The following is a 20,506-nucleotide window of genomic DNA, read 5'->3' as shown; positions in this document are numbered from 1 at the left end:
CCGGCGCCGGCGCCGACTGGTGGAGGGTCGGGTTTCCTGCGGGAGCGGGCCGCGGTCCCGGCTTCCGGCTCCCGCCCGAGTCGACTAACCTGCCCACGTGACCGTCTTGCCCGCTCGCGGCGGCGCGCCCCGCTCCCGCTGGGCGCGCCCATTCTGCGCCCTGTGCTCGGTACTCCTGGTGAGCGTGGTGCTGCTCGCCGCGGCCCCCGCCCGCGCGGCGGCCGCACCGAACCCCGCCTCCGGGCGTTTCGTGAGCGTCGACGAACGCATCGAGCTGGACGAGCAGGGCCTCGCGCGGGTACGCATCGACCTCGTCTTCGATGCGGGGACAACGCCCCTCGACGGGCCGGTCATCCAGGTGCCGCGCCGCGTCGAGGCCGACGAGGACGACGGCCACCGGCGCTACCGCATGATCGAGACGTCCGACGTGAACGTCACCAGTTCGACCGGCGCCAGCACCGAGCTGCGCTCGGACCGGACACTGGACAAGCGCCTCTACCGGATCGGCAGCCGCAACGCGCGGGTCACCGGCGTCCAGCACTACACGATCACGATGACCGTCTCGGGGCTCGTCACTCCTGGCAGCGGGCTGGACACCTTCGCCTGGCCGATCGTCCTCGACGACGGCCCGGCCTGGGGCCGGCTGGCCGCTGTCGTCGTGGCCCCGGCCGATGCGCGCGACGGCGACTGCACATCGACCGGCGCCGCCACGTGCCAGGTGGTCACCGCCGGCACCGTCACCCGTTTCTCGGCGCAGGACGTGGCGGCCGGTGACACGCTGACGATCCGGACGCACTACCGGCAGGGTTCCTTCCGGGACGTCGACGAGTCGTACACGATCGTCAAGACCCTGGCGGACCGTTTCGCCCTCGACGGCCTCGACCTCGGCGGCGCGGTGGTGATCCTCGTCATCGGTGCCGGCGCCGTCCTCACCTATGTCATCCTGGCCAGCCGCGACCACCGCTGGGCCAGTCCGGTCCCGGGCACCATTCCCCCGCCATCGGGCACCCGGGTCGTGCGCGGCGTCGCCCGCCACCTACCACGGCGGTCCTGCCCGCCCGACGCCCGCCCTGCCGAGGTGGGCATGCTCATCGACGCCAGGCCGGAGTTCGCCCACATCACCGCGACGATGCTCGACCTGGCCGTCCGCGGCTTCATGACGATCCACCGCGAGGAGGATCACGCCTGGACCTTCCGGCGCACCACCAAGGAGGCCGGCTCCCTGGAGCTGTACGAGCGGACCGTGCTGAAGAAGATGTTCCCCAAGGTGAAGGGCCGTATCGTCACCGTCACCAGCACCCAGCAGATCTGCAACACCAAGGGCGGTTTCCTCACCACCATGGAGGGCATCGAACGGCGCATGACCGAGCTCGGCTGGTTCCGGGTGGCGCCCAACAAGGCGCGTACCCGCTGCCGCGCGATCGGCACGGTCGTCGGCCTGAGCGGTCTGCTCTCGGTCGTCCCCTTCGCGGGCCTGCTCGACCTCGGCCTGTGGTCGGTGGCGATCACCATGATCGGCCTGCTCATCCTGGCCGTCATCCCGTTCATGCCCTCGCGCACGCCGGTCGGCAGCGCGGTGCGCGAGCAGGCGCTGGGTTTCCGCTCCTTCCTGGCCGACCTCGACCCCGACAGCGTCGACTGGGTGGAGTCGGGCAACATCTTCGGCCGCTATCTGCCCTGGACGGTCACCTTCGGTGTCTCGAAGGCCTGGATCGACCGCTTCCAGGAACTCACCGACGAGGGCCGTTACCGCCCGAAGTTCGTCTGGTACGAGGGACTGTCGGCCTCCCCCCGGCGTGACCAGGGCGAACTCGAGGCGCTCAACCACCTGGTGACGGATTTCTCGTTCGCGCTGGCCCTGGCCGCGCGCTACGCCTCGACGGGCGCCGCCGAGGACACCACCACCCCGTGAGGAATCCGTCCCCGGCTCGTCTCAGCTCGCCGGGGCGAGCAGCCGCGGCAGCACCTGTGTCAGGGGCTCGTCCAGTCTGACGGCGGCCAGCTCGTCGGCCCTCGTCGCCCCGTGGTTGATGACGATGACGGGTTTCCCGGCCCGGGCCATCGCCCGGACGAAACGCAGGCCCGACATGACGGTCAGGCTCGAGCCGGCGACGAGCATCACCTCGGCGGCGTCGCACCAGGCGAAGGCCGAGACGACGCGGGCCCTGGGCACCGGCTCGCCGAAGAAGACGACATCGGGCTTGAGCAGGCCGCCGCACCACGGGCAGTCGGGGACGACGAAGTCCTGCCAGTCCTCGACCTCGGCGTCCGCGTCGGGACGCAGTTCGGCCTGCACGACGTCGTCCGCGGCCGGAACGGCCGGGTTGAGTTCGGCCATGCGGTCCTGCAGCGCCCGGCGGGCCATGATCCGGCCGCAGCCCAGGCACACCACGTCGGCGCTGCGCCCGTGCAGGGTGATGAGCTGGCGGCTGCCGGCCGCCTCGTGCAGGCCGTCGACGTTCTGGCTGATGATGCCGATCATCGGGCCGACCGTGTCCTGGTGCTCCCAGCGGGACAGCGCGTGATGGGCCTCGTTCGGCTCGGCGCGGTCGAGGCTGGCCCAGCCCCGGTAGTTGCGGGCCCAGTAGCGCCGCCGGGTGGCCGGGTCGGCGAGGAACTCTCCGTACAGGATCGGGGTGGCGCGCACCGCACGGGGCCCCCGGTAGTCCGGCACGCCGGAGGCCGTGCTCATGCCGGCGCCGGTCAGGACGACGGCCTGCCGGCCGCCGAGCAGTTCGCGGGCCTGCTCCACGGTGCCGTGCACATGGGTGGAGGGCTGCCAGCCGCTCGTCGCCTGCCGCGCGTGGAGCCGGATCCCGGCCGTCGGTGCATCGGTCACGCCCCCAGGGTAGCCGCAGCACCGGCGGCCCGGCCCCGGGCAGCGACCGGGCGACGAACCATGGCCCGTGCGCCGGGCGCGGTCAATGCGACGCGGGGCCCTGCCGCCGGCCGGCAGTCGACCGATCAGATGCGGGCCCACTCGGGGCCGTTGGCGGCGAGCGCCTCGTCCAGCTTGCGGAACAACGGCACCGGCTTGCTCAGCGGCGTACCGGGCACGACCGGACGGGAGGCCCACACGGCCTGCTGGCTGGCGTAGTCGCCCATGAGCACCGGGTAACCGTGCTCGGCCTCGCCCTGGCCCTCGGTGACCTGCCTGATCTGGGGCTGAGCGGCCCAGACGCCTTCGCCGCCCAGCATCTCGAAGATCTTCTGCGCGGCGTGCGGCATGAACGGGGTGAGCAGCGTGTTGGCGTCCTGCACCACCTGCAGTGCGGTGTTGAGGACGGTGTCCCGCCGGGCGGGATCGTCCTTGAGCTTCCAGGGCTCCTGCTGGGAGATGTACTGGTTGGCCAGCCCCACGATGCGCATGGCCTCGGTGATGGCCGCCTTGAACCGGCACTGCTCGATGAGGCCGCCGACGGTGCCGAAGGCGTCCTGGGCGGCGTCGAGCAGTTCCAGGTCCACCTGGGTGCGTTCGCCGGCCTCGGGGATGGCGCCGTTGTTCTTGAAGGCCATCGAGATCGAGCGGTTGACGAGGTTGCCCCACTCGTTGGCCAGCTCGTTGTTGTTGCGGCGGACGAACTCGTCCCAGGTGAAGTCGGTGTCCTTGTTCTCGGGGCCGGCCACGGCGATGTAGTAGCGCAGCGTGTCGGGGCCGAACTCGCGGATGAAGTCGCCGACGTAGATGACGACGCCGTGGCTCGTGTCGACCTTCGAGCCCTTCATCGTGAGGAACTCGCTGGAGACGACCTCGGTGGGCAGGTTGAGCGTGCCGAGTTCGGCGCTGCGGGCCCCGCCGTGGCTGCCCTCGCCGTTGAGGCCGAGCAGCATCGAGGGCCAGATGACCGAGTGGAAGACGATGTTGTCCTTGCCCATGAAGTAGTAGGAGCGGGCCTGCGGATCCTGCCACCAGGCCTTCCAGGCGTCGGGCCGGCCGGTGCGCCGGGCCCATTCGATGGAGGCCGACAGGTAACCGATCACCGCGTCGAACCACACGTAGATGCGTTTCATGTCCTCGTCCTGCCAGCCCTCGACTGGCACCGGGACGCCCCAGTCGAGGTCACGGGTGATGGCGCGGGGCTTGAGCTCCTTGGCGAAGTTGTAGCTGAAGTTCAGCACGTTCGGCCGCCAGTCGGTGCGCGAGTCGAGCCAGGCCATGAGGGCGTCGGCGAGTGCCGGCAGGTCGAGGAAGAAGTGCGTGGTCTCGACGAACTTCGGCTCCTCTCCGTTGATCCGGCTGCGCGGCGAGATGAGGTCGGTGGGGTCGAGCTGGTTGCCGCAGTTGTCGCACTGGTCGCCGCGGGCGCCGTCGAAACCGCAGATCGGGCAGACGCCCTCGACGTAGCGGTCGGCAAGGGTGCGGCCGGTGCTCGGCGAGATGGCGCCGAGCTGGGTCTGCTCGATGATGTAGCCGTTCTCGTGGAGGGTGCGGAAGATCTCCTGCACGACCGCCTGGTGGTTGAGGGTCGTGGTGCGGGTGTACAGGTCATAGCTGAGCCCCAGGCCGGCCAGGTCCTCGACGATGATGCCGTGGTACTTGTCGGCGGTCTGCTGGGGTGTCATGCCCTCGGCCTCGGCCTTCACCTGGATCGCCGTGCCGTGCTCGTCCGAGCCGGACACCAGCAGCACCTGGTGGCCCGCCATGCGCATGTAGCGCGCGAAGACGTCGGAGGGGACGCCGAACCCGGACACGTGCCCGATGTGGCGGGGTCCGTTGGCGTAGGGCCAGGCAGCAGTGGCGAGAATATGGGCGCACATGCGGCCAAGGATAGTAGGAGCGGCCCTGCCTCCGCGCGCCCGCCCAACCGCGCGCTCGCCCGCCCCGGCACCGCCCCACGGCATGCGGTCACCGGGTGCGGCCCGTCCGCACCCGGCGGGATGGCCCCGCGCCTGCGGTACGTGACACGTCGGGCATGCAGGAGCCGTGCGCGAACCGATAGTCTCGGACCGTCCCCGCGGACCGCCCAGCGGCCCGTCCCGGCCCCAGGAGGTCACATGAACGATGTCGTGTTCGAGGTCAACGACGGCACTGCCGTCCTGCGCCTGAACCGGCCGAGGGCGCTCAACGCCCTGTCCACCGAGATGTTCCAGGCGATCGCCCCGCAGCTGACCGCCTGGCGCGAGGACCCGGCCATCAGCGCCCTGCACCTGTACGGCGAGGGCCGGGGTTTCTGCGCGGGCGCCGACGTGCGCGCCATGCGCCAGATGATGCTCGACGGCGGCGTGGCGCCGGCACTGGAGTTCCTGGCCCTCGAGTACGCCACCGACAAGATCGTCGCCGGCTTCGGCAAGCCCGTCACCGCACACCTGCACGGCGTCTCGATGGGCGGCGGGCTGGGCCTGTCGATGCACGGCACCCGCCGTGTCGCATCCGCCGACCTGGCCATGGCGATGCCCGAGGTCCAGATCGGCCTGTGGCCCGACGTCGGCATGACCTGGGAACTCTCCCGGCTCCCGGGGCAGGCGGGCGCGTGGCTGGCCATGACCGGCCTGACGATCGACGCGGCCACCGCCTACGGGCTGGGTCTGGTCGACGAGGTGGAGGGCATGGACGCCCCACCGGTGCTCGACCTGGGCTGGGTGGACGAGTGCTTCGCCGGCGACGACCCGGTCGCGATCCTCGCGCGGCTCGAGGCCAGCGGCGACGAGCGGGCCCGTGAGGCGGCCCGCCAGATCCGGTCCAAGTCGCCGTTGTCGGTGTGCGTGTCGCTGGCCGCGGTGCGCCGCGCGGCCGCGCTGGCCGACCCGGCCGAGACACTCGACCAGGACCTGCGGATCGCCCGCGGCCTGCTGCCCGACTGCGACTTCGTCGAGGGCGTGCGCGCCCAGCTCGTCGACAAGGACCGCGACCCGCACTTCGCGCATGCGCGCGTCGAGGACGTCGACCCGGACCGCGTGCGGGCGATCGTCGGCTGAGCCGGGCTCGCTGCAGGCCGGCTCAGGACCTGGTGGCGGTGCCCTGCGCGAAGAGCAGGCGCCAGCGCGGCCGCCCGAGCGCGTCGTCGCGCACCCAGACCGAACTGCGCAGGCTCGACGCGGTCCGGGTGGTGGCGCGCCAGCGCAGCAGCACGGCGTCGGGGCCCAGCCGGGTGGCGCCCAGTGGCTCCAGCCGGGTCTCTCGTTCGAGGGGGGCGATCTGGGCGATGAGACGGCTGCGGGTCCAGATGCGGCCGTTCGCGTCGTGCTCGACGAAGTCGGGGTGCAGCAGTACGCGCAGCAGGTCCTGGTCGGATCTGACGGAGGCGGTGAGCAGGCTGCGTTCGGCGTCCCAGACCTCGGCCAGATCGTCGCGGGCCCGCGGGGGCTCGCTGAACAGATCGGGCTCGGCGGCGACGGGATCCGGGGCGCCCAGCACGCTCGCCGCGGCCATGGCTCGCCCTGAGCCACCGCCCGGGGCACCCGGCCGGTAGCCGGGACCGGGATCGGGCTCGCGGTGCTGCTGGTAGGCGGTGGCCGCCGCCCTGGCGCGGGCATCGGCCGCCTCGTTCATCCGGTGCCCGGCGTGGCCCTTGACCCATTCGAAGCTCACGTCGCGGCCCTCGAGGGCCTCGTCGATGGCCCGGAGCAGTTCGACGTTGAGGACGGGCTTGCCGTCCTTCTTCCGCCAGCCCCGGCGCTTCCAGCCGGGCATCCACTTGGTGACCGAGTTGATGACGTACTGCGAGTCGCACAGGATCCGCAGCGGCTGGTCGGCGTCGACGGCCGTGGCCCGCAGCAGGTCGAGCACGGCCATGAGCTCACCCATGTTGTTGGTGCCGCGCGGCCAGCCGCCGCTGGCCCAGTGCTCGTCGTCGATGTACCAGGACCAGCCCGCCGGGCCGGGATTGGACAGGGACGAGCCGTCTGCTGCAGCGATGATCACGCACCCATTGTGCCCGCCGGCCTCGATCAAGCGAGCCGGCTCACGCGCACCGAGGAGCGGACCCGTATGACGCCCAACCCTGTCGTGCGCTACCCTGCCCTGGGCTTAAACAGGTGTTCAGTTCTGCTTAAGTCCGCCCGTTGAGGACGACCGGCAGGATGGAGTGCACCGGCATGAGCACCATGGCATGGCAGATCGTGGCGATGGTCATCTACCTGGGGGCCATGGTGTGGATCGGTTTCTGGGGCAACCGCCAGACCGTCGACCTGGGCGACTACATGCTGGGCGGGCGGCGTCTGCCCCCGGCCGTCTCGGCGCTCAGCGCCGGCGCGGCGGACATGAGCGGATGGCTGCTCATGGGCCTGCCCGGCGCCGTCTACGCGTCGGGCCTGGTGGAGGCCTGGATCGGCGTCGGCCTGACCATCGGCGCCTGGCTCAACTGGAAGATCGTCGCCCCGCGGCTGCGCGCCTACACCGAGATCGCCCGCAACTCGATCACGATCCCGAGCTTCTTCGGCAACCGCCTGCACGACACCAGCGGCATCCTGCGCATCGTGACGGGCCTCATCATCCTCGTCTACTTCACCTTCTACATCTCCTCGGGCATGGTCTCCGGCGGCACCTTCTTCGAGTCGAGCTTCGGGCTGCCCTACATGTGGGGCATGCTGCTGGTCGCCGTCGTCACCGTGGGCTACACGCTCGTCGGGGGATTCCTGGCCGTCTCGTGGACCGACGTCGTCCAGGGACTCATGATGGTGGTCGCCCTCGTCGGGCTGCCCATCGTCGGCCTCGTCCACGTCGGGGGCCCCTGCGCGGCCATCGCCCAGATCCGCGCCGTCGACCCCGACCTGACCTCACTCATCCGCGGCGGCACCCTCATCGGCATCGTCTCTGCGCTGGCCTGGGGGCTGGGCTACTTCGGCCAGCCGCACATCCTCGTCCGCCTCATGGCGCTCAGCTCGCCGACCGAGGCCGGCCGCGCCCGCCGCATCGGCATCGGCTGGATGGTGCTGTCCTACCTCGGGGCCGTCGCCACCGCCCTCATCGGCGTGGCCGTCTACCGGCACGACACCGGCCGCCTGGACAACCCCGAGACGGTCTTCATCACGCTGGCGCAGCTGCTCTTCCACCCGCTCATCGCCGGCTTCCTGCTCGCCGCGATCCTCGCCGCGGTCATGTCGACGATCTCCAGCCAGCTCATCGTCACCTCCTCGGCGCTGGTCGAGGACCTCTACCGCGGCATCACCCACCGTCAGCTCTCCCCCACCGGCGGCGTCTGGGCGGGCCGCATCGGCGTGCTCGCCGTGGCACTCGTCGCCATGGCACTGGCCGCCGGGCGCAACGACACGATTCTCGGTCTCGTCGCCTTCGCCTGGGCGGGCTTCGGCGCCGGCTTCGGCCCGACGACCCTGCTCAGCCTGTGGTGGCGCAGGCTGACCACCGCCGGCGCGGCGGCCGGCATGATCGTCGGCGCCGCCCTCGTGTTCATCTGGGACCACCTCGGCGACGTCTACGGCGGCATTTTCGAGTTGTACGAGATCCTGCCCGGCTTCTGCGCGAACCTGATCGTCGCGGTCGTCGTCTCGCTCCTCACCCGCCGGCCGGACGACGGGGTCGACACCGAGTTCGCCCGCGCCGTGGAGCTGGCCGAGACCTGAGCCCCTGCCCGGAAGGGCCGGTTCTCTGACACAATCGGGCCAGCCCCACCAGATCGGCCCGTCAGGAGGCCTCATGTCCACGCCCGGCTCACCCCCACCCGGCTGGTACCCCGACCCGGCCGATCCCGCCTCCGGGCGCCTGCGGCACTGGGACGGCGCCGCCTGGGGCCAGCAGACCTCGGGCGGGCAGGGCACGCCCGGCGGCGGATCCCCCGGCGGCCAGGGACGGCGCCTCGCATGGGTGGTCGCCGTGATCGCCGTGCTGGTCCTCGCGGTGATCACCGTCGTGCTCCTCGGGCGAGGGCGCGGTACCCCGGACGTCGAGGACACGAACACGGCCGCGGCCTCGGGCACGCCCTGGGACGAGATGAGCAGCCCCTCGCCGTCGGCGAGCCCCTCCCCCAGCGGGCTGTGCCTCACCCAGATGAGCGCCACCGACGCGACACCGGCGCGCAACCGGCCGCTCACCGCCGGCAGGCTGACGATGCCCGTCCCCGACGGCTGGTCCGGGCCGATCCGCGAGTCTCGGGTGCCGAACTCGGACACCGGCTGGGCCTACTACACGCGACTGGGCATCGACATGCCGAACTGGGTGGCCCAGCAGACCATCGGCACGCTGCGTCCCGAAGCGGTCACCACGACCGAGGAGACCGCGCTCGAGATGCTGGCGTGCCTGCCCGGCAGCGTCTTGTACCAGTCCGTGACGGCGGCGATCGCCGAGCATCAGACCACCTCGATCAGCATCGACGGCGTGCCGGCCACCCAGGTCGACGCCACGCTGTCGATCAAGAGCGACAAGCTGGCGACGGAGGCCTCGATGATCCGCATCATCGTCGTCGCGGTCGCCGGCACGGCGAGTTTCTACCTCTCGGCGGTCCCCGCCGAACGCACCGATCTGCTGGCGGTCGCCGACCGGACCGCCGCCGGGCTGAGCGTCGCCGGCTGACCGCCCCGGACCACCGGGCGCGACCCAGGGCGGTCGGCAGCCGCCACGGCACGAGGCGTCAGCGCAGCGAGGTGTGGTGCTCGATCGAGTCGACCGCCCAGACCGCCAGGATGACGGCGAGCAGGAACGGTATGAACACCGACCCGATGCCGATGACGGTGGGATCCCCGTTCGTGCGGATCGCCTCGAGCAGGGGCGTCGCCATGTCGCCGTGAACGATCCGGCGTTCCACCAGGTCCACGCCGACCGGGACGAGGAAGGTGCTCAGCACGGACAGCACCTGGTTGACGAGCTCGAGCAGGACGAGGCCGATGACCGGTGCGCCGAAACCGAGCCGGTTCCAGCGGGACCGGGCGCCGATGCTCATGACCGCCGCGCACTCGACGACAAGACACAGCGTGGAGAAGATCATGATGGCGACCCCGGCCCAGAAGAACCTGGCGCCGGTGACCTCGATCAGTCCGCGCACGGTGTCCAGCACGTCGCCGGCCGTGCCGCCGCCGGGCAGGCCGAGCAGCCAGGCCCGCAGGAACAGCATGGCCGGGACGACGACGAAGCAGGCCAGGGTCCAGATGCCGGCGTGGGTGAGTTTGGCGGCGAAGATCTGCCGGCCGCGCACCGGCAGGGCGAAGGTGAAGTAGCCGCGCCGGCCGTACATCGTCTGCCAGTAGGCGAAGCCGAGGTAGCAGAGCACCGGGACGGGCAGGGCGCCGAAGGTGATCATGGCGAGCGTCGCGCAGGACTGGCCGAGGACGGGGACCGGGAGCATGCCGAACCCGGTGAGGAGCAGGCCGGTGAGCACGTCCAGTCCGACGACGACGAGACAGGTGCGGCCGTGGGAGCGGAACTCCTGGCCGAGAAGCGTGGTGAACATCAGCGGTACTCCTTGCGGAAGAAGGCGTCCAGGCTCATGCCGTGGCGTTCGCGCAGGTCATCGGCGTCGTCTGCCATGAGGACGGCGCCCTCGCGCATGAGGACGACCGAGTCGACGATCGCCTCGACGTCGGCGATGAGGTGGGTGGAGATGAGCATGAGGGCGTCGGGGTCGAAATCGCGCAGGATGCCGTCGAGGATGATCTCGCGGGCCACCGGGTCGACGCCCGAGATGGGCTCGTCGAGCACGAAGACGCGGGCGCGCCGGCTCATGACGAGGGCGATCTGAAGCTTCTGGCCCATGCCCCGGGACATCTCCTTGAGCGAGCGGTCGGCGGGCAGGCCGAAGAAGCGCACCGTCTCGCGGGCCTTGTCGGCGTCGAAGTCGGCGAAGAACCGAGCGTAGAGCTCGATCGCCTGCTCGGGCCTGAGGGCCGGGTCGAGGAACTCGGCGTCGCCCAGGTAGGACACGAGCGCCTTCGTCCGGGGGCCGGGCGCCGAACCGTCGATGGCGACCTCCCCGGTCCAGTCGGCGAGCAGACCGGCCAGCACCTTGAGGAGGGTGGTCTTGCCGCAGCCGTTGGCGCCCAGCAGGCCGACGATGCGCCCGGCGGGCAGGTCGAGGTCGAGGCCGGACAGTGCCGGGGTGCGGCCGTAGTACTTGGTCAGGCCCGCGACGTGGACGAGCGGCGGTGAACCGTCCGGGGCCGGTGGGATGGCCAGTGCGTGCGTCATGTCAGTGTTCATCGGAGTCATCCTGATTGTCGTCGTGGTCGCCGGCATCGGCGCCGGAGGCGCCGGGCCAGCACTCGGTGAGCAGGTCGACGGCCCGGTCGAGGTCGAGGCCGACGGCCGACGCGTCGTCGCGGTAGGCCCGGGCTGCCCCCATGGCGAGTTCGCGGCGGATCGCCTCGACGACACCGGCATCGGCCGTGACGAAGCGCCCCGAGGTGCGCTCCGTCGCGGTGAGACCGGCGCGGTCGAGTTCGGCGAGGGCGCGCTGCACGGTGTTCGGGTTGACCCCGGCCTCCTGGGCTAGTTCGCGCACGCTGGGGACGCGTGACTCCGGCGCCCACTGGCCAGTGACGATGCGGCGCCGGAACTCCTCGACCAGTTGAACCCAGATCGGCCGGGTGTCGTCCACCTGCACGAGTCCTCCTGCTCATTCCCATGGCCCGGGAAACCCGCGCCAGTTGTGTCATTACCTTAATACAGTGATACATCCGTGGCAAGGTGTCCGGCGGCTCAGCCGCGAGACCGGTGGCACGACGACGAAACCGTGGCGCGGTGACGACCACCGCTGCGGCGAACGGCATGACGGCGGCTCACCGGCAGGACGCCGCCTCCGTGACGAACGGGGACACGGCCGCCGGACGGGACCGGCCGGGCTCGTCTCAGCGGCCTCCGGCCGCGTGGATGAGGGCCTCTGCGGCGTCGAGGATGTAGCGGGTCTGGCCCTGCCAGTCGACCTCCTGGCCGCGATAGGGCCCGGTGGCCAGCGAGATGGCCACCCCGGCGGCCCGCAGGCGCAGCTGGACGGGGTCGACGCGGCGGTCGAAGACCGTCATGAGGTCGTTGCGCAGCACGGTCACCCTGGCCGTTTGCACCGGGTCCATGCGCTGCACCGTCGACAGGTGGGCGATGAGGCAGGCCAGGTCGTCCACCCGCTGGCCCGGCCCGCAGGCGTCGACGTCGAGGAGCCCGACGATCCGGCCATCCGCCAGATGGACCTGGCCCTCGTGGAAGTCCCCGTGGGTGGCCTCGGCGCCGTGGCCGGAACCGGTGCTGCCGCCGACGATGGCCGCGGTCATGGCCTCGAGGCGTTCGGCCTCGGCGGGCAGCTGGCTCGCGACGATGCCCGCGTAGTGGGCCGTGGCGTCGGCCCAGGCGGCGCGTCGTGGCAGCGCGGCGAGTTCGCCGGGCAGCGCGTCGAGCAGCGCGACGATCTGCTCGCCGCTCACCTGCGGCACCGCCTCGAAGAGCAGGCGCGCCATGGGCCGCCCTGGCAGGGCCTCCGTGATGAGCAGGTGGTCGGCGGTGATCCCCATGATCCTGGGCACGGGCAGGCCGCCGCGCGTGAGGATCTCCAGGCGGGAGACGGTCCGGTTGAGCTGCTCAGGCCCCTGAACCTTGACGTAGTAGCTCGGCCCGCCGAGCACGTCGATGCGGATGACGGCACGGCGCCTTGGCCGGTAACTGACGACGGTGATGGTCAGCCGCGCCGGGTCCGGTGCGCCGGGGATCAGCCCGCGCCGGGCCAGGATGCCGATGGCCGAGCCGGCCCGGGTGATACGGGCCAGTCCGGGCAGGTCAGGGTCGTCGGGGTAGATCCAGGTGGCGACGCGGTGACCGTGGCGTTCGAAGATCTGGGCGCCGGTGTCCTGGGGGGCCGGGCCGCCGGGACGGGCGGTGATGCCGACGAGTTCGGTACGGCCCTCGCCGCCGGCGATCTGCGCCTGGTAGGTGACGGTGAGCGCCCTGCCGGGCTCGTGGTCGACGTGGTCGAGCCTGGCGCCCGCCATCTCGTGACCGCGGGCGGCCAGCACGGCGGAGACGAGCCCGATGCCCCCCGGCCCGGTCAGCTCGGCAACGATGCGGGCATCCTCGCGCGCGGCGCGTACCGAGGCGCCGGCATGGGGAGCTGACCTGTCGAGTATCACGGCATCACGCCCGGGGCCCGGTCGTCGGCGTGCTCGGGTTCGGTGGCCGGATGGGTGCGCTCCCGGGCCTGTGAGGCCGGGGCAACCGGATCCGAGCCGGCGGCGGTCCGGTCGGCCTGGTCGCCGGAGGGTTCCCCGATCCGGGTGTCCTCGGCGGGCAGCGCCTGGACGCTGAGCCAGGCGATGCGGCGTCCGTCCATCTGGGTGACCCGCATCTGCACCAGGTCCTCCGGTACGTTCTCGTCGGCCCCGGCGGCGGCTCGTGCGAGGGCGACGGTGATCGTCTCGCCGACCTCCGGGATCGCCCCGTAGCGGGCCATGAAGTAGCCGGCCAGGGTGTCGTAGGGCCCCTCGGGCAGCAGATGGCCGGTGATGTCCGCGAAGTCCTCGAGTGTGGTCATGCCGTCGATGTCGCGGTCCAGGCGGTGCCGGCGGATCTCGGGGTCGATGACGTCGTACTCGTCGGTGATGTCACCGATGAGTTCCTCGACGAGGTCCTCGAGAGTGACGATGCCTGCGGTGCCGCCGTACTCGTCCTGGACGATGGCCAGGTGGGAGTGGGCGCGGCGCATGTCGGACAGGGCCCGCGGCACGCGCACGGTCTCGGGCAGGCGGAGCACCGGGCGGACGATGCGGTGCAGTCTGGTGCCGGGAGCGTTGGCGGCCGGACCCATCAGATCGCGCACGTGCAGAAAACCAAGCACCTTGTCGGGTGCGCCGTCGATGACCGGATAGCGGCTGTGCGGGGAGTTCTGCACCCTGGCCATGACATCCTCGACGGTCATGTCACCGGGCAGGAACTCGACCTCGGTACGGGGCACCATGACCTCGCGGATCGAGTGCTCACCGGCACTGAAGACCTCGTCGACGATGTGCTTCTGATCGGCACCCAGCGAGTTCGCGTTGATGAGCATGGCGCGGAGCTCCTCGTCGCTGACCGCCTCCTTGCTGGTATCGGGGTCCATGCCGGCCAGGCGCACGAGCAGGTTGGTGCAGAAACCCAGCGCCCAGATGAGGGGGCGGAAGAAACGGGCGATCCCGTTGATGAAGGGCGCCAGGGCCAGGGCGATCGCCTCGGGACGCTGGAGGGCCAGGCGCTTGCTGAACAGTTCGCTGATGACGATGGAGCCGAACGAGATGAGTGCGGTGACGACGATGACGGCCAGCACCCTGGCGGCGGGCTGGCCGAGGCCCCAGCTCGCGAACAGCGGGGCCACCCACTCCCCCGCGAGCGAGTCCGAGCCGAACGCCGAGGACAGGAAGCCGGCCAGCGTCACGCCGATCTGGACGGCGGACAGGAAGCGGTTGGGATTGCCCGTCAGCTGCTCGACGGCCCGGCCCCGGCTGCCGCGCCTGGCGAGCGCGGTGATCTGGCTCTCGCGCAGGGAGACGAGAGCCATCTCGGCGGCGGAGAAGACACCACCGATGAAGAACAGCAGGAGGATGAGTCCGATCGACGCCCACAGCGGCATGTCAGCATCCCCCCGCAGGGCCGATGGCAGGGCGAGCCGGACTGTGACCCTCCGGGTCAGGGCCGGCCTCGGGGGAGGCGCTTCGGGTGCGCAGCTGGCTCACGTGTTCAGGATATCCGCCCTCCGGCAGTCGAGGGCGGATCCCGGGCTCAGGCCCTTGCCCTGGCAAGGCCCTCGTCGAGGGCGGCGAGGAACTGCTCGGTGGTCAGATAGGGCTGGTCCCCGCCGACGAGCAGCGCCAGGTCCTTGGTCATCCGCCCGGACTCGACGGTCTGGACGCAGACCTGCTCGAGGGTCCTGGCGAAATCGGTGACCTCGGGGGTGCCGTCGAGGACGCCGCGGTGCTTCAGCCCGCCGGTCCACGCGAAGATCGAGGCGATCGGATTGGTGCTGGTGGCCTCGCCTCGCTGGTGGGCGCGGAAGTGACGGGTGACGGTGCCGTGGGCGGCCTCGGCCTCCACGGTGCGGCCGTCCGGGGTCATGAGGACCGAGGTCATGAGGCCGAGGGAGCCGAAGCCCTGGGCGACGGTGTCGGACTGGACGTCGCCGTCGTAGTTCTTGCAGGCCCACACGTAACCGCCCTCCCACTTGAGGGCGCTGGCGACCATGTCGTCGATGAGGCGGTGCTCGTAGGCCAGTCCGGCGGCGGCGAAGCGGTCCTTGTACTCCTCGTCGAAGACGCGGGCGAAGACGTCCTTGAAGCGGCCGTCGTAGGCCTTGAGGATCGTGTTCTTGGTGGACAGGTACACCGGGTAGCCGCGCTGCAGACCGTAGTTGAAGCAGGCGCGCGCGAAGCCCTCGATGGACTCGTCCAGGTTGTACTGCACCTGGGCGACACCGGGACCCGGGTAGTCGTAGACGACGTGCTCGATGGGCGCGGAGTCGTCCTCGGGGGTGAAGGTGACGGTGAGCCGACCGACGCCGGGTACACGGAAGTCGGTGGCCTTGTACTGGTCGCCGAAGGCGTGCCTGGCGACGACGATCGGCTTGGTCCAGCCGGGCACCAGCCGCGGGATGTTCGAGATTACGATGGGCTCACGGAAGATCGTGCCGCCCAGGATGTTGCGGATCGTGCCATTGGGCGAGGGCCACATCTTCTTCAGGCCGAACTCGGCCACGCGGGCCTCGTCGGGGGTGATGGTGGCGCACTTGACACCGACACCGTGCTTCCTGATCGCCTGGGCCGCGTCGACGGTGATCTGGTCGTCGGTGGCGTCACGGCTGGTGATGCCCAGGTCGTAGTACTCGAGGTTGACGTCGAGGTACGGCAGGATCAGGCGATCCTTGATGAACTGCCAGATGACACGGGTCATCTCGTCGCCGTCGAGTTCGACGACGGTGCCCACGACCTTGATCTTGCCCATTGCTGCGCCTTCCGAGTGGATTCTGTCGAAGTGAAGATATCCGACGGGACCGCCCCTCGTCGCCCTGGACCACGCACTGGGCCGGAGCGGTACGCATCACGGCGACGGCGCATCGGGACACGAACCCGCACGGGTGACGAGATCGATCTGGCCGCAGCCGCAGAATGAACGGCCCCCTGCCGTTCATGAGAAGGATTCCAGGCGGTAGTGTCGGCGTTAACTCACCTACTCATGGACGAGGAGAATCTCTTGAGCACTACACCCGTCAAGGTGGCCGTCACCGGCGCCGCCGGCCAGATCTGCTACAGCCTCTTGTTCCGCATCGCCTCCGGCTCGCTGCTCGGCGACACACCGGTCGAACTCCGCCTGCTCGAGATCACCCCGGCTCTGCCGCGCCTCGAGGGCGTCGTCATGGAGCTGGACGACTGCGCATTCCCGAATCTCGCCGGCGTCGAGATCGGCGACGATCCCGAGAAGGTCTTCGACGGCGCCAACCTGGTCATGCTCGTCGGCGCCATGCCCCGCAAGGAGGGCATGGACCGCAGCGATCTGCTGAGCGCCAACGGCAAGATCTTCACCGCGCAGGGCGCCGCCCTCAACAAGGTGGCCGCCTCCGACGTGAAGGTGCTCATCACCGGCAACCCGGCCAACACCAACGCGCTCATCGCCATGCACAACGCGCCCGACATCCCGAACGAGCGGTTCAGCGCCCTGACCCGTCTCGACCACAACCGCGCCAAGACTCAGCTGGCGAAGAAGCTCGGCGTCAACGTCGGCGAGATCACCAACATGACCATTTGGGGCAACCACTCCAACACCCAGTACCCCGACCTGTTCAACGCGAAGGTCGGCGGCAGGTGCGCCTACGACCTGGTCAACGACCAGGCCTGGTACGAGAACGAGTACATCCCCACCGTCGCCAAGCGCGGTGGCGCCGTCATCAAGGCCCGCGGCGCCTCCTCGGCCGCCTCCGCCGCCAATGCGACCGTCGAGGCCATGCGCGACTGGGTGTACGGCACGCCCGAGAACGACTGGGTCTCGATGTCCGTCGTCTCCGACGGCTCCTACGGCGTGCCCGAGGGCCTCATCTCCTCGTTCCCCGTCACTGTCACCGACGGCGCGTACGAGATCGTCCAGGGCCTGGAGATCAACGACTTCGGCAAGCAGAAGATCGCCGAGACCGTCGAGGAGCTGCAGACCGAGCAGGGCGCCGTGCGCGAACTCGGGCTCATCTGATCCGCTGATCTCATCGACCGCATCGGCGGGCCGTCCCCTGGGGCGGCCCGCCGGTCCGCGTCGTGGGGCGGTCACGCCGTCGCCCCGGCTCGGGGGAAGGGCTCACAGGCGACAGGTCTGGGTGTAGCCGATCTCCGCCGTGTACGCCCGGGTCTTGGCATCGACCTCGGAGTAGAAGCCGTCCGGGCTCTCCGTCAGCGGCAGTTCCCGCGTCTCGGCGTCGGCAGCACCGGCAAGGGCGGCGAGCTGCCACAGATGGGTCCCGGTGTCGAGCTGGACGTCGGGGGCGATCCGCCACCCGATTCCGGCCCAGCTGCCCGGCCTGGCCTTCAGCCGGGCGGTGATGGCCCCGAACACCTCCCCGGCCCGGCGGGCTCGACCGTCCTGGCCCTCCGGGTCGTCCACCCAGGTGCCGTCGATGAGCACCTGCCCCTGCCGGCTGCGCACATAGGCCAGGGCCGTCCGGCCGTCGACGTGGTGGGGGCCCGCGGTGATCTCGAGGGCCGCCCGTTCGTCCCGCATGTCGCGCTGGACGGTGATGTCGATGCCGCCGAGGGCGTCCACGAGTTCGACGAAGGCACGCAGATTGACCGCCACCACGTGGTCGGCGGGGATGTTGAGGGTGAGGCAGACCTGGTCGACGAGGGTCTGCGGGTCATCCTGCCAGGCCAGCCCGAGCCGACCCGACAGGCCCCGGCCGATCTGGTAGTGCACGTCGCGGCGCACGCTCGTCAGGTGCCACTGACCGTCGCCCTGCGTGGCGACGAGGATGACGTCGGCGTTGGCCGCCGCGTCCCGGTGACCGTCCTGGTCGCCGATGTCGGTGCCCTCGGCCTGCTGCGTCCGGTCGTCGAGACCCAGGATGAGCCAGGTGCTCGGGCCGTCGGCGGTGGGCATGCGCAGCGCGACATCCCCGAAACGACGGTCGACCACCCCCACCGTGATGGTGCACAGCAGGGCGAGGAGGACGACGAGGGCCACGAGAGACGACAGCACCCGGTGGCGTCGGATGAGACCACCGGGTGCTGTCATGATGAACTCGCTAGGCGTCAGTGCCTGGCGGCGCCAGCCGCGAGCACGCCGCCTGGCGAGACCGACCAGTCAGGTCAGCGACGTCCGTCCGAGCCGGTCTTCGGCAGGGACTGGGGGCGGTTGCTGTTCTTCTTGGAGACGGGCCCGTTGTCAGCAGGCTTGTCCGAGCCGGCGCTGGCCTCGCCGCTGTCACCGTCCTTCTGGGGGGCATCCCAGTAGTAGCCCGTGCTGGCCATGACCGAGTTGCCGGCCGGATCGTTACCGACGGCCTCGAGACGGAAGTTGCCGCTCTTGTCGTAGGGCAGGACGACGGACAGGGTGATCTTGCCGTCGGCGTCGGCGGTGACGGTCCAGGAGTGCAGAACCTCGTCGGAGGCGCGATCGTAGTTGGCATCGGCGTCGTAGAGGTTGATCGTCACCTCGGAGTTCGGGGCGAAGCCGGAACCGGTGATCTCGACGGTGTCACCCGAGGTCCACGTGGACGGGGTGATGTCGAGCACGCCCTCCTGGTTGACCGAGGCGATGGCCGTGGCTTCCTCGGGGTTGCCGGCGTAGTCATTGCAGTACAGCTCAGCCGTGACGATGCCCGTACCGATGTAACCGATCTGGACGGTGTCGGTCTGGGCGGTGCCCTCATGGCTGGGCACCTCGACAGCACCCTGCGGGACGCCGCCGAGGGAGACGACGATGGTGCCGCCCCAGCCGTTGGCACAGTTCGCGTCGGCCGTGATGTCGTGGGCCGAGGGCTGGTTGAGGGTCAGGGTGTCGGCGGGGTTCGCCATGGCGCTGCCCGCGCCCAGTACGATCCCCGAGCCCACGAGGGCTGCAGCGGAAAGACCGGCCGCGGTCTTCTTCAGAATCGACATAGTCAGGGTTCTCCTAGTGGTTCTGGGCGCACCACCCTGGCACACCCGGAAGTGATTCCACCCTAAGACAAATCTCGGTTTTCTCTCAAGATTCCCCTCAAGAAGACCCCTCGATCATCACCCTGGGATATATCATCATTCCTTGTGAACCAACGATTGCCGATATTAAATTGAATTATCCATCATCTCAGCCTAAGAGAAATAATTCTCAGCCGAACGCACCGGAGAACCGTAAGGGACGTAACCGTCCGGTGTCATCGGCATGCCCCGCAGATCGTACACGACGGTCTCGCACCCATCACTTGGGCGGGACGACGAGTGCCACGAGCCAGATGACGGCGCCGGCACCGAGCATGCACAACACGTCGAACCAGCGTTTGCGGACCGCGAGCATGCCGGCCCATCGGGTCGGCAGCACCCAGCGGACGACCCCGGCGGCCAGGGCCGCGGCACCCATGACGAAGGCGCCGCGCCGCCAGTGCCCCGATGCGGCGACGACCATGCCGGCGACGAACAGGGCCAGCACCGCCAGGGCCGGCACCTGGAAGCGGCGACGACCGATCGCGGGATCGGCGCCGAGCGGGGCGATCGGCTCGGCAGGGGGAAGATCGGTGGGCGGCGAGGCGTCGCGCCCGGGCTGGCGGGCGTTCACGACGGCCGTTGCAGGCCGGTCAGCGCCTCGGCGCGATCGACCACGTTGGCCAGCAGCATGGCTCGGGTCATCGGGCCGATACCGCCGGGGTTGGGCGTGACATGGCCGGCGACGTCCCACACGTCAGCGGTGACGTCGCCGACGGGCTTGCCGTTGACGCGGGTGACCCCCACGTCGACGACGACGGCGCCCGGCTTGATCATGCTGGCGGTTATCAGGCCGGGCCGACCGGCGGCGGCGACGATGATGTCGGCCCGCCGGGTGTGCTCGGCGAGGTCCCTGGTGCCGGTGTGGCACCAGGTGACCGTCGCATTGTTCTCGCGGCTGGTCAGCAGCAGCCCAAGCGGCCTCCCGACGGTGGTGCCTCGGCCGATGATGCACACGTTCGCCCCGTCGAGCTGGATCTCGTAGCGGCGCAGGAGTTCGACGATGCCGCGCGGGGTGCACGGCCGCGGGCCTGGCTGGCCGAGGACGAGTTTGCCGAGATTGTCTGCGGTGAGACCATCGGCGTCCTTGTCGGGGTCGATGAGCTCGAGCACCCAGGTGGGATCGATGTGGCTCGGCAGGGGCAGCTGCACGATGTAGCCGGTGCACATGGACGAGTCGTTGAGCACCCTGATGGAACGCTCGACCTGCTCGGCCGTGGCGTCGACCGCCAGGTCGACCCGGAACGACTCGATGCCGACCTGCTCGCAGTCGCGGTGCTTGCCGTTGACGTAGATCTGGCTGGCGGGGTCGTCCCCGACCAGGACTGTACCCAGACCCACGGTCGCTCCCTGGGCGTGCAGGGCGTCGACGCGGACCTTGAGCTCGGCCTTGATCTGGTTGGCAACGGCCTTGCCATCCATCAGAATTGCTGTCATGCGGCATGCACCTCGTCTCGTG

18 protein-coding genes are annotated in these 20,506 nt (G+C 70.3%); 5 read left to right on the top strand and 13 right to left on the bottom strand.

Annotated features, from left to right (window positions below):
* Window positions 1-97: 97 nt before the first annotated feature.
* Complete coding sequence (locus D9T14_RS04900) at window positions 98-1,912, top strand: DUF2207 domain-containing protein (RefSeq protein ID WP_119161170.1); 1,815 nt, start codon at window positions 98-100, stop codon at window positions 1,910-1,912.
* 21 nt (window positions 1,913-1,933) lie between these two features.
* Here D9T14_RS04900 and D9T14_RS04895 read toward each other — a convergent pair whose 3' ends face one another.
* Entirely contained in the window at window positions 1,934-2,839 is a 906-nt protein-coding gene (locus D9T14_RS04895; protein ID WP_119161169.1) for a Sir2 family NAD-dependent protein deacetylase, read from the bottom strand.
* Window positions 2,840-2,964: 125 nt separating this feature from the next.
* Complete coding sequence (gene metG, locus D9T14_RS04890) at window positions 2,965-4,758, bottom strand: methionine--tRNA ligase (protein WP_119161277.1); 1,794 nt, start codon at window positions 4,756-4,758, stop codon at window positions 2,965-2,967.
* A gap of 237 nt (window positions 4,759-4,995) precedes the next feature.
* On the opposite strand from metG, the gene D9T14_RS04885 reads away from it, so the two are divergent.
* On the top strand, window positions 4,996-5,916 hold the full coding sequence (locus tag D9T14_RS04885) for an enoyl-CoA hydratase/isomerase family protein (RefSeq protein ID WP_170175726.1): 921 nt from the start codon (window positions 4,996-4,998) through the stop codon (window positions 5,914-5,916).
* Window positions 5,917-5,938: 22 nt separating this feature from the next.
* Here D9T14_RS04885 and D9T14_RS04880 read toward each other — a convergent pair whose 3' ends face one another.
* The gene (locus D9T14_RS04880) at window positions 5,939-6,862 is read right to left on the bottom strand and encodes a ribonuclease HI family protein (RefSeq protein WP_119161167.1); all 924 of its coding nucleotides are present in this window, start codon (window positions 6,860-6,862) and stop codon (window positions 5,939-5,941) included.
* 173 nt (window positions 6,863-7,035) lie between these two features.
* Between D9T14_RS04880 and putP the strand changes: the two genes are divergently transcribed.
* A complete protein-coding gene (gene putP, locus D9T14_RS04875) occupies window positions 7,036-8,520 on the top strand; it encodes a sodium/proline symporter PutP (RefSeq protein WP_119161276.1) in 1,485 nt (494 codons plus the stop codon).
* Window positions 8,521-8,593: 73 nt separating this feature from the next.
* Complete coding sequence (locus D9T14_RS04870; protein WP_119161166.1) at window positions 8,594-9,466, top strand: DUF2510 domain-containing protein; 873 nt, start codon at window positions 8,594-8,596, stop codon at window positions 9,464-9,466.
* Between the two features lie 58 nt (window positions 9,467-9,524).
* Here D9T14_RS04870 and D9T14_RS04865 read toward each other — a convergent pair whose 3' ends face one another.
* The 6 genes from D9T14_RS04865 to D9T14_RS04840 all read right to left on the bottom strand — a co-directional run bounded on the left by D9T14_RS04865 (window position 9,525) and on the right by D9T14_RS04840 (window position 15,835).
* Entirely contained in the window at window positions 9,525-10,340 is an 816-nt protein-coding gene (locus D9T14_RS04865; protein WP_119161165.1) for a hypothetical protein, read from the bottom strand.
* On the bottom strand, window positions 10,340-11,086 hold the full coding sequence (locus D9T14_RS04860; protein ID WP_232012288.1) for an ABC transporter ATP-binding protein: 747 nt from the start codon (window positions 11,084-11,086) through the stop codon (window positions 10,340-10,342). The genes D9T14_RS04865 and D9T14_RS04860 overlap by 1 nt, the downstream gene beginning before the upstream one ends.
* Entirely contained in the window at window positions 11,076-11,489 is a 414-nt protein-coding gene (locus D9T14_RS04855) for a GntR family transcriptional regulator (RefSeq protein ID WP_119161163.1), read from the bottom strand. The genes D9T14_RS04860 and D9T14_RS04855 overlap by 11 nt, the downstream gene beginning before the upstream one ends.
* A 244-nt stretch (window positions 11,490-11,733) precedes the next feature.
* Entirely contained in the window at window positions 11,734-12,999 is a 1,266-nt protein-coding gene (locus D9T14_RS04850; RefSeq protein ID WP_119161162.1) for a phosphotransferase, read from the bottom strand.
* Window positions 12,996-14,471: a hemolysin family protein gene (locus D9T14_RS04845; protein ID WP_119161161.1), complete on the bottom strand. Its 1,476-nt coding sequence runs from the start codon at window positions 14,469-14,471 to the stop codon at window positions 12,996-12,998. The genes D9T14_RS04850 and D9T14_RS04845 overlap by 4 nt, the downstream gene beginning before the upstream one ends.
* A gap of 149 nt (window positions 14,472-14,620) precedes the next feature.
* A complete protein-coding gene (locus D9T14_RS04840) occupies window positions 14,621-15,835 on the bottom strand; it encodes an NADP-dependent isocitrate dehydrogenase (protein WP_119161160.1) in 1,215 nt (404 codons plus the stop codon).
* A 249-nt stretch (window positions 15,836-16,084) separates the two neighbouring features.
* On the opposite strand from D9T14_RS04840, the gene D9T14_RS04835 reads away from it, so the two are divergent.
* On the top strand, window positions 16,085-17,071 hold the full coding sequence (locus D9T14_RS04835; protein WP_119161275.1) for a malate dehydrogenase: 987 nt from the start codon (window positions 16,085-16,087) through the stop codon (window positions 17,069-17,071).
* A 102-nt stretch (window positions 17,072-17,173) separates the two neighbouring features.
* Here D9T14_RS04835 and D9T14_RS04830 read toward each other — a convergent pair whose 3' ends face one another.
* The 4 genes from D9T14_RS04830 to D9T14_RS04815 all read right to left on the bottom strand — a co-directional run bounded on the left by D9T14_RS04830 (window position 17,174) and on the right by D9T14_RS04815 (window position 20,484).
* The gene (locus D9T14_RS04830; RefSeq protein WP_119161159.1) at window positions 17,174-18,103 is read right to left on the bottom strand and encodes an LCP family protein; all 930 of its coding nucleotides are present in this window, start codon (window positions 18,101-18,103) and stop codon (window positions 17,174-17,176) included.
* A gap of 74 nt (window positions 18,104-18,177) precedes the next feature.
* Window positions 18,178-18,969 (bottom strand): neocarzinostatin apoprotein domain-containing protein, encoded by a 792-nt coding sequence (locus D9T14_RS04825; protein WP_119161158.1) that lies wholly within the window; start codon window positions 18,967-18,969, stop codon window positions 18,178-18,180.
* A 298-nt stretch (window positions 18,970-19,267) separates the two neighbouring features.
* Window positions 19,268-19,621 (bottom strand): DUF3017 domain-containing protein, encoded by a 354-nt coding sequence (locus D9T14_RS14145; protein ID WP_197720563.1) that lies wholly within the window; start codon window positions 19,619-19,621, stop codon window positions 19,268-19,270.
* Complete coding sequence (locus D9T14_RS04815; protein ID WP_119161157.1) at window positions 19,618-20,484, bottom strand: bifunctional methylenetetrahydrofolate dehydrogenase/methenyltetrahydrofolate cyclohydrolase; 867 nt, start codon at window positions 20,482-20,484, stop codon at window positions 19,618-19,620. Before D9T14_RS04815 ends, D9T14_RS14145 begins: the two co-directional genes overlap by 4 nt.
* Window positions 20,485-20,506: the final 22 nt, after the last annotated feature.

The organism is Propionibacterium australiense, from assembly GCF_003666605.1.
GTDB lineage: Bacteria > Actinomycetota > Actinomycetes > Propionibacteriales > Propionibacteriaceae > Propionibacterium > Propionibacterium australiense.
Note: the sequence above shows the minus strand (reverse complement) of the source record. Positions and strands in the feature narration are given on the sequence as shown.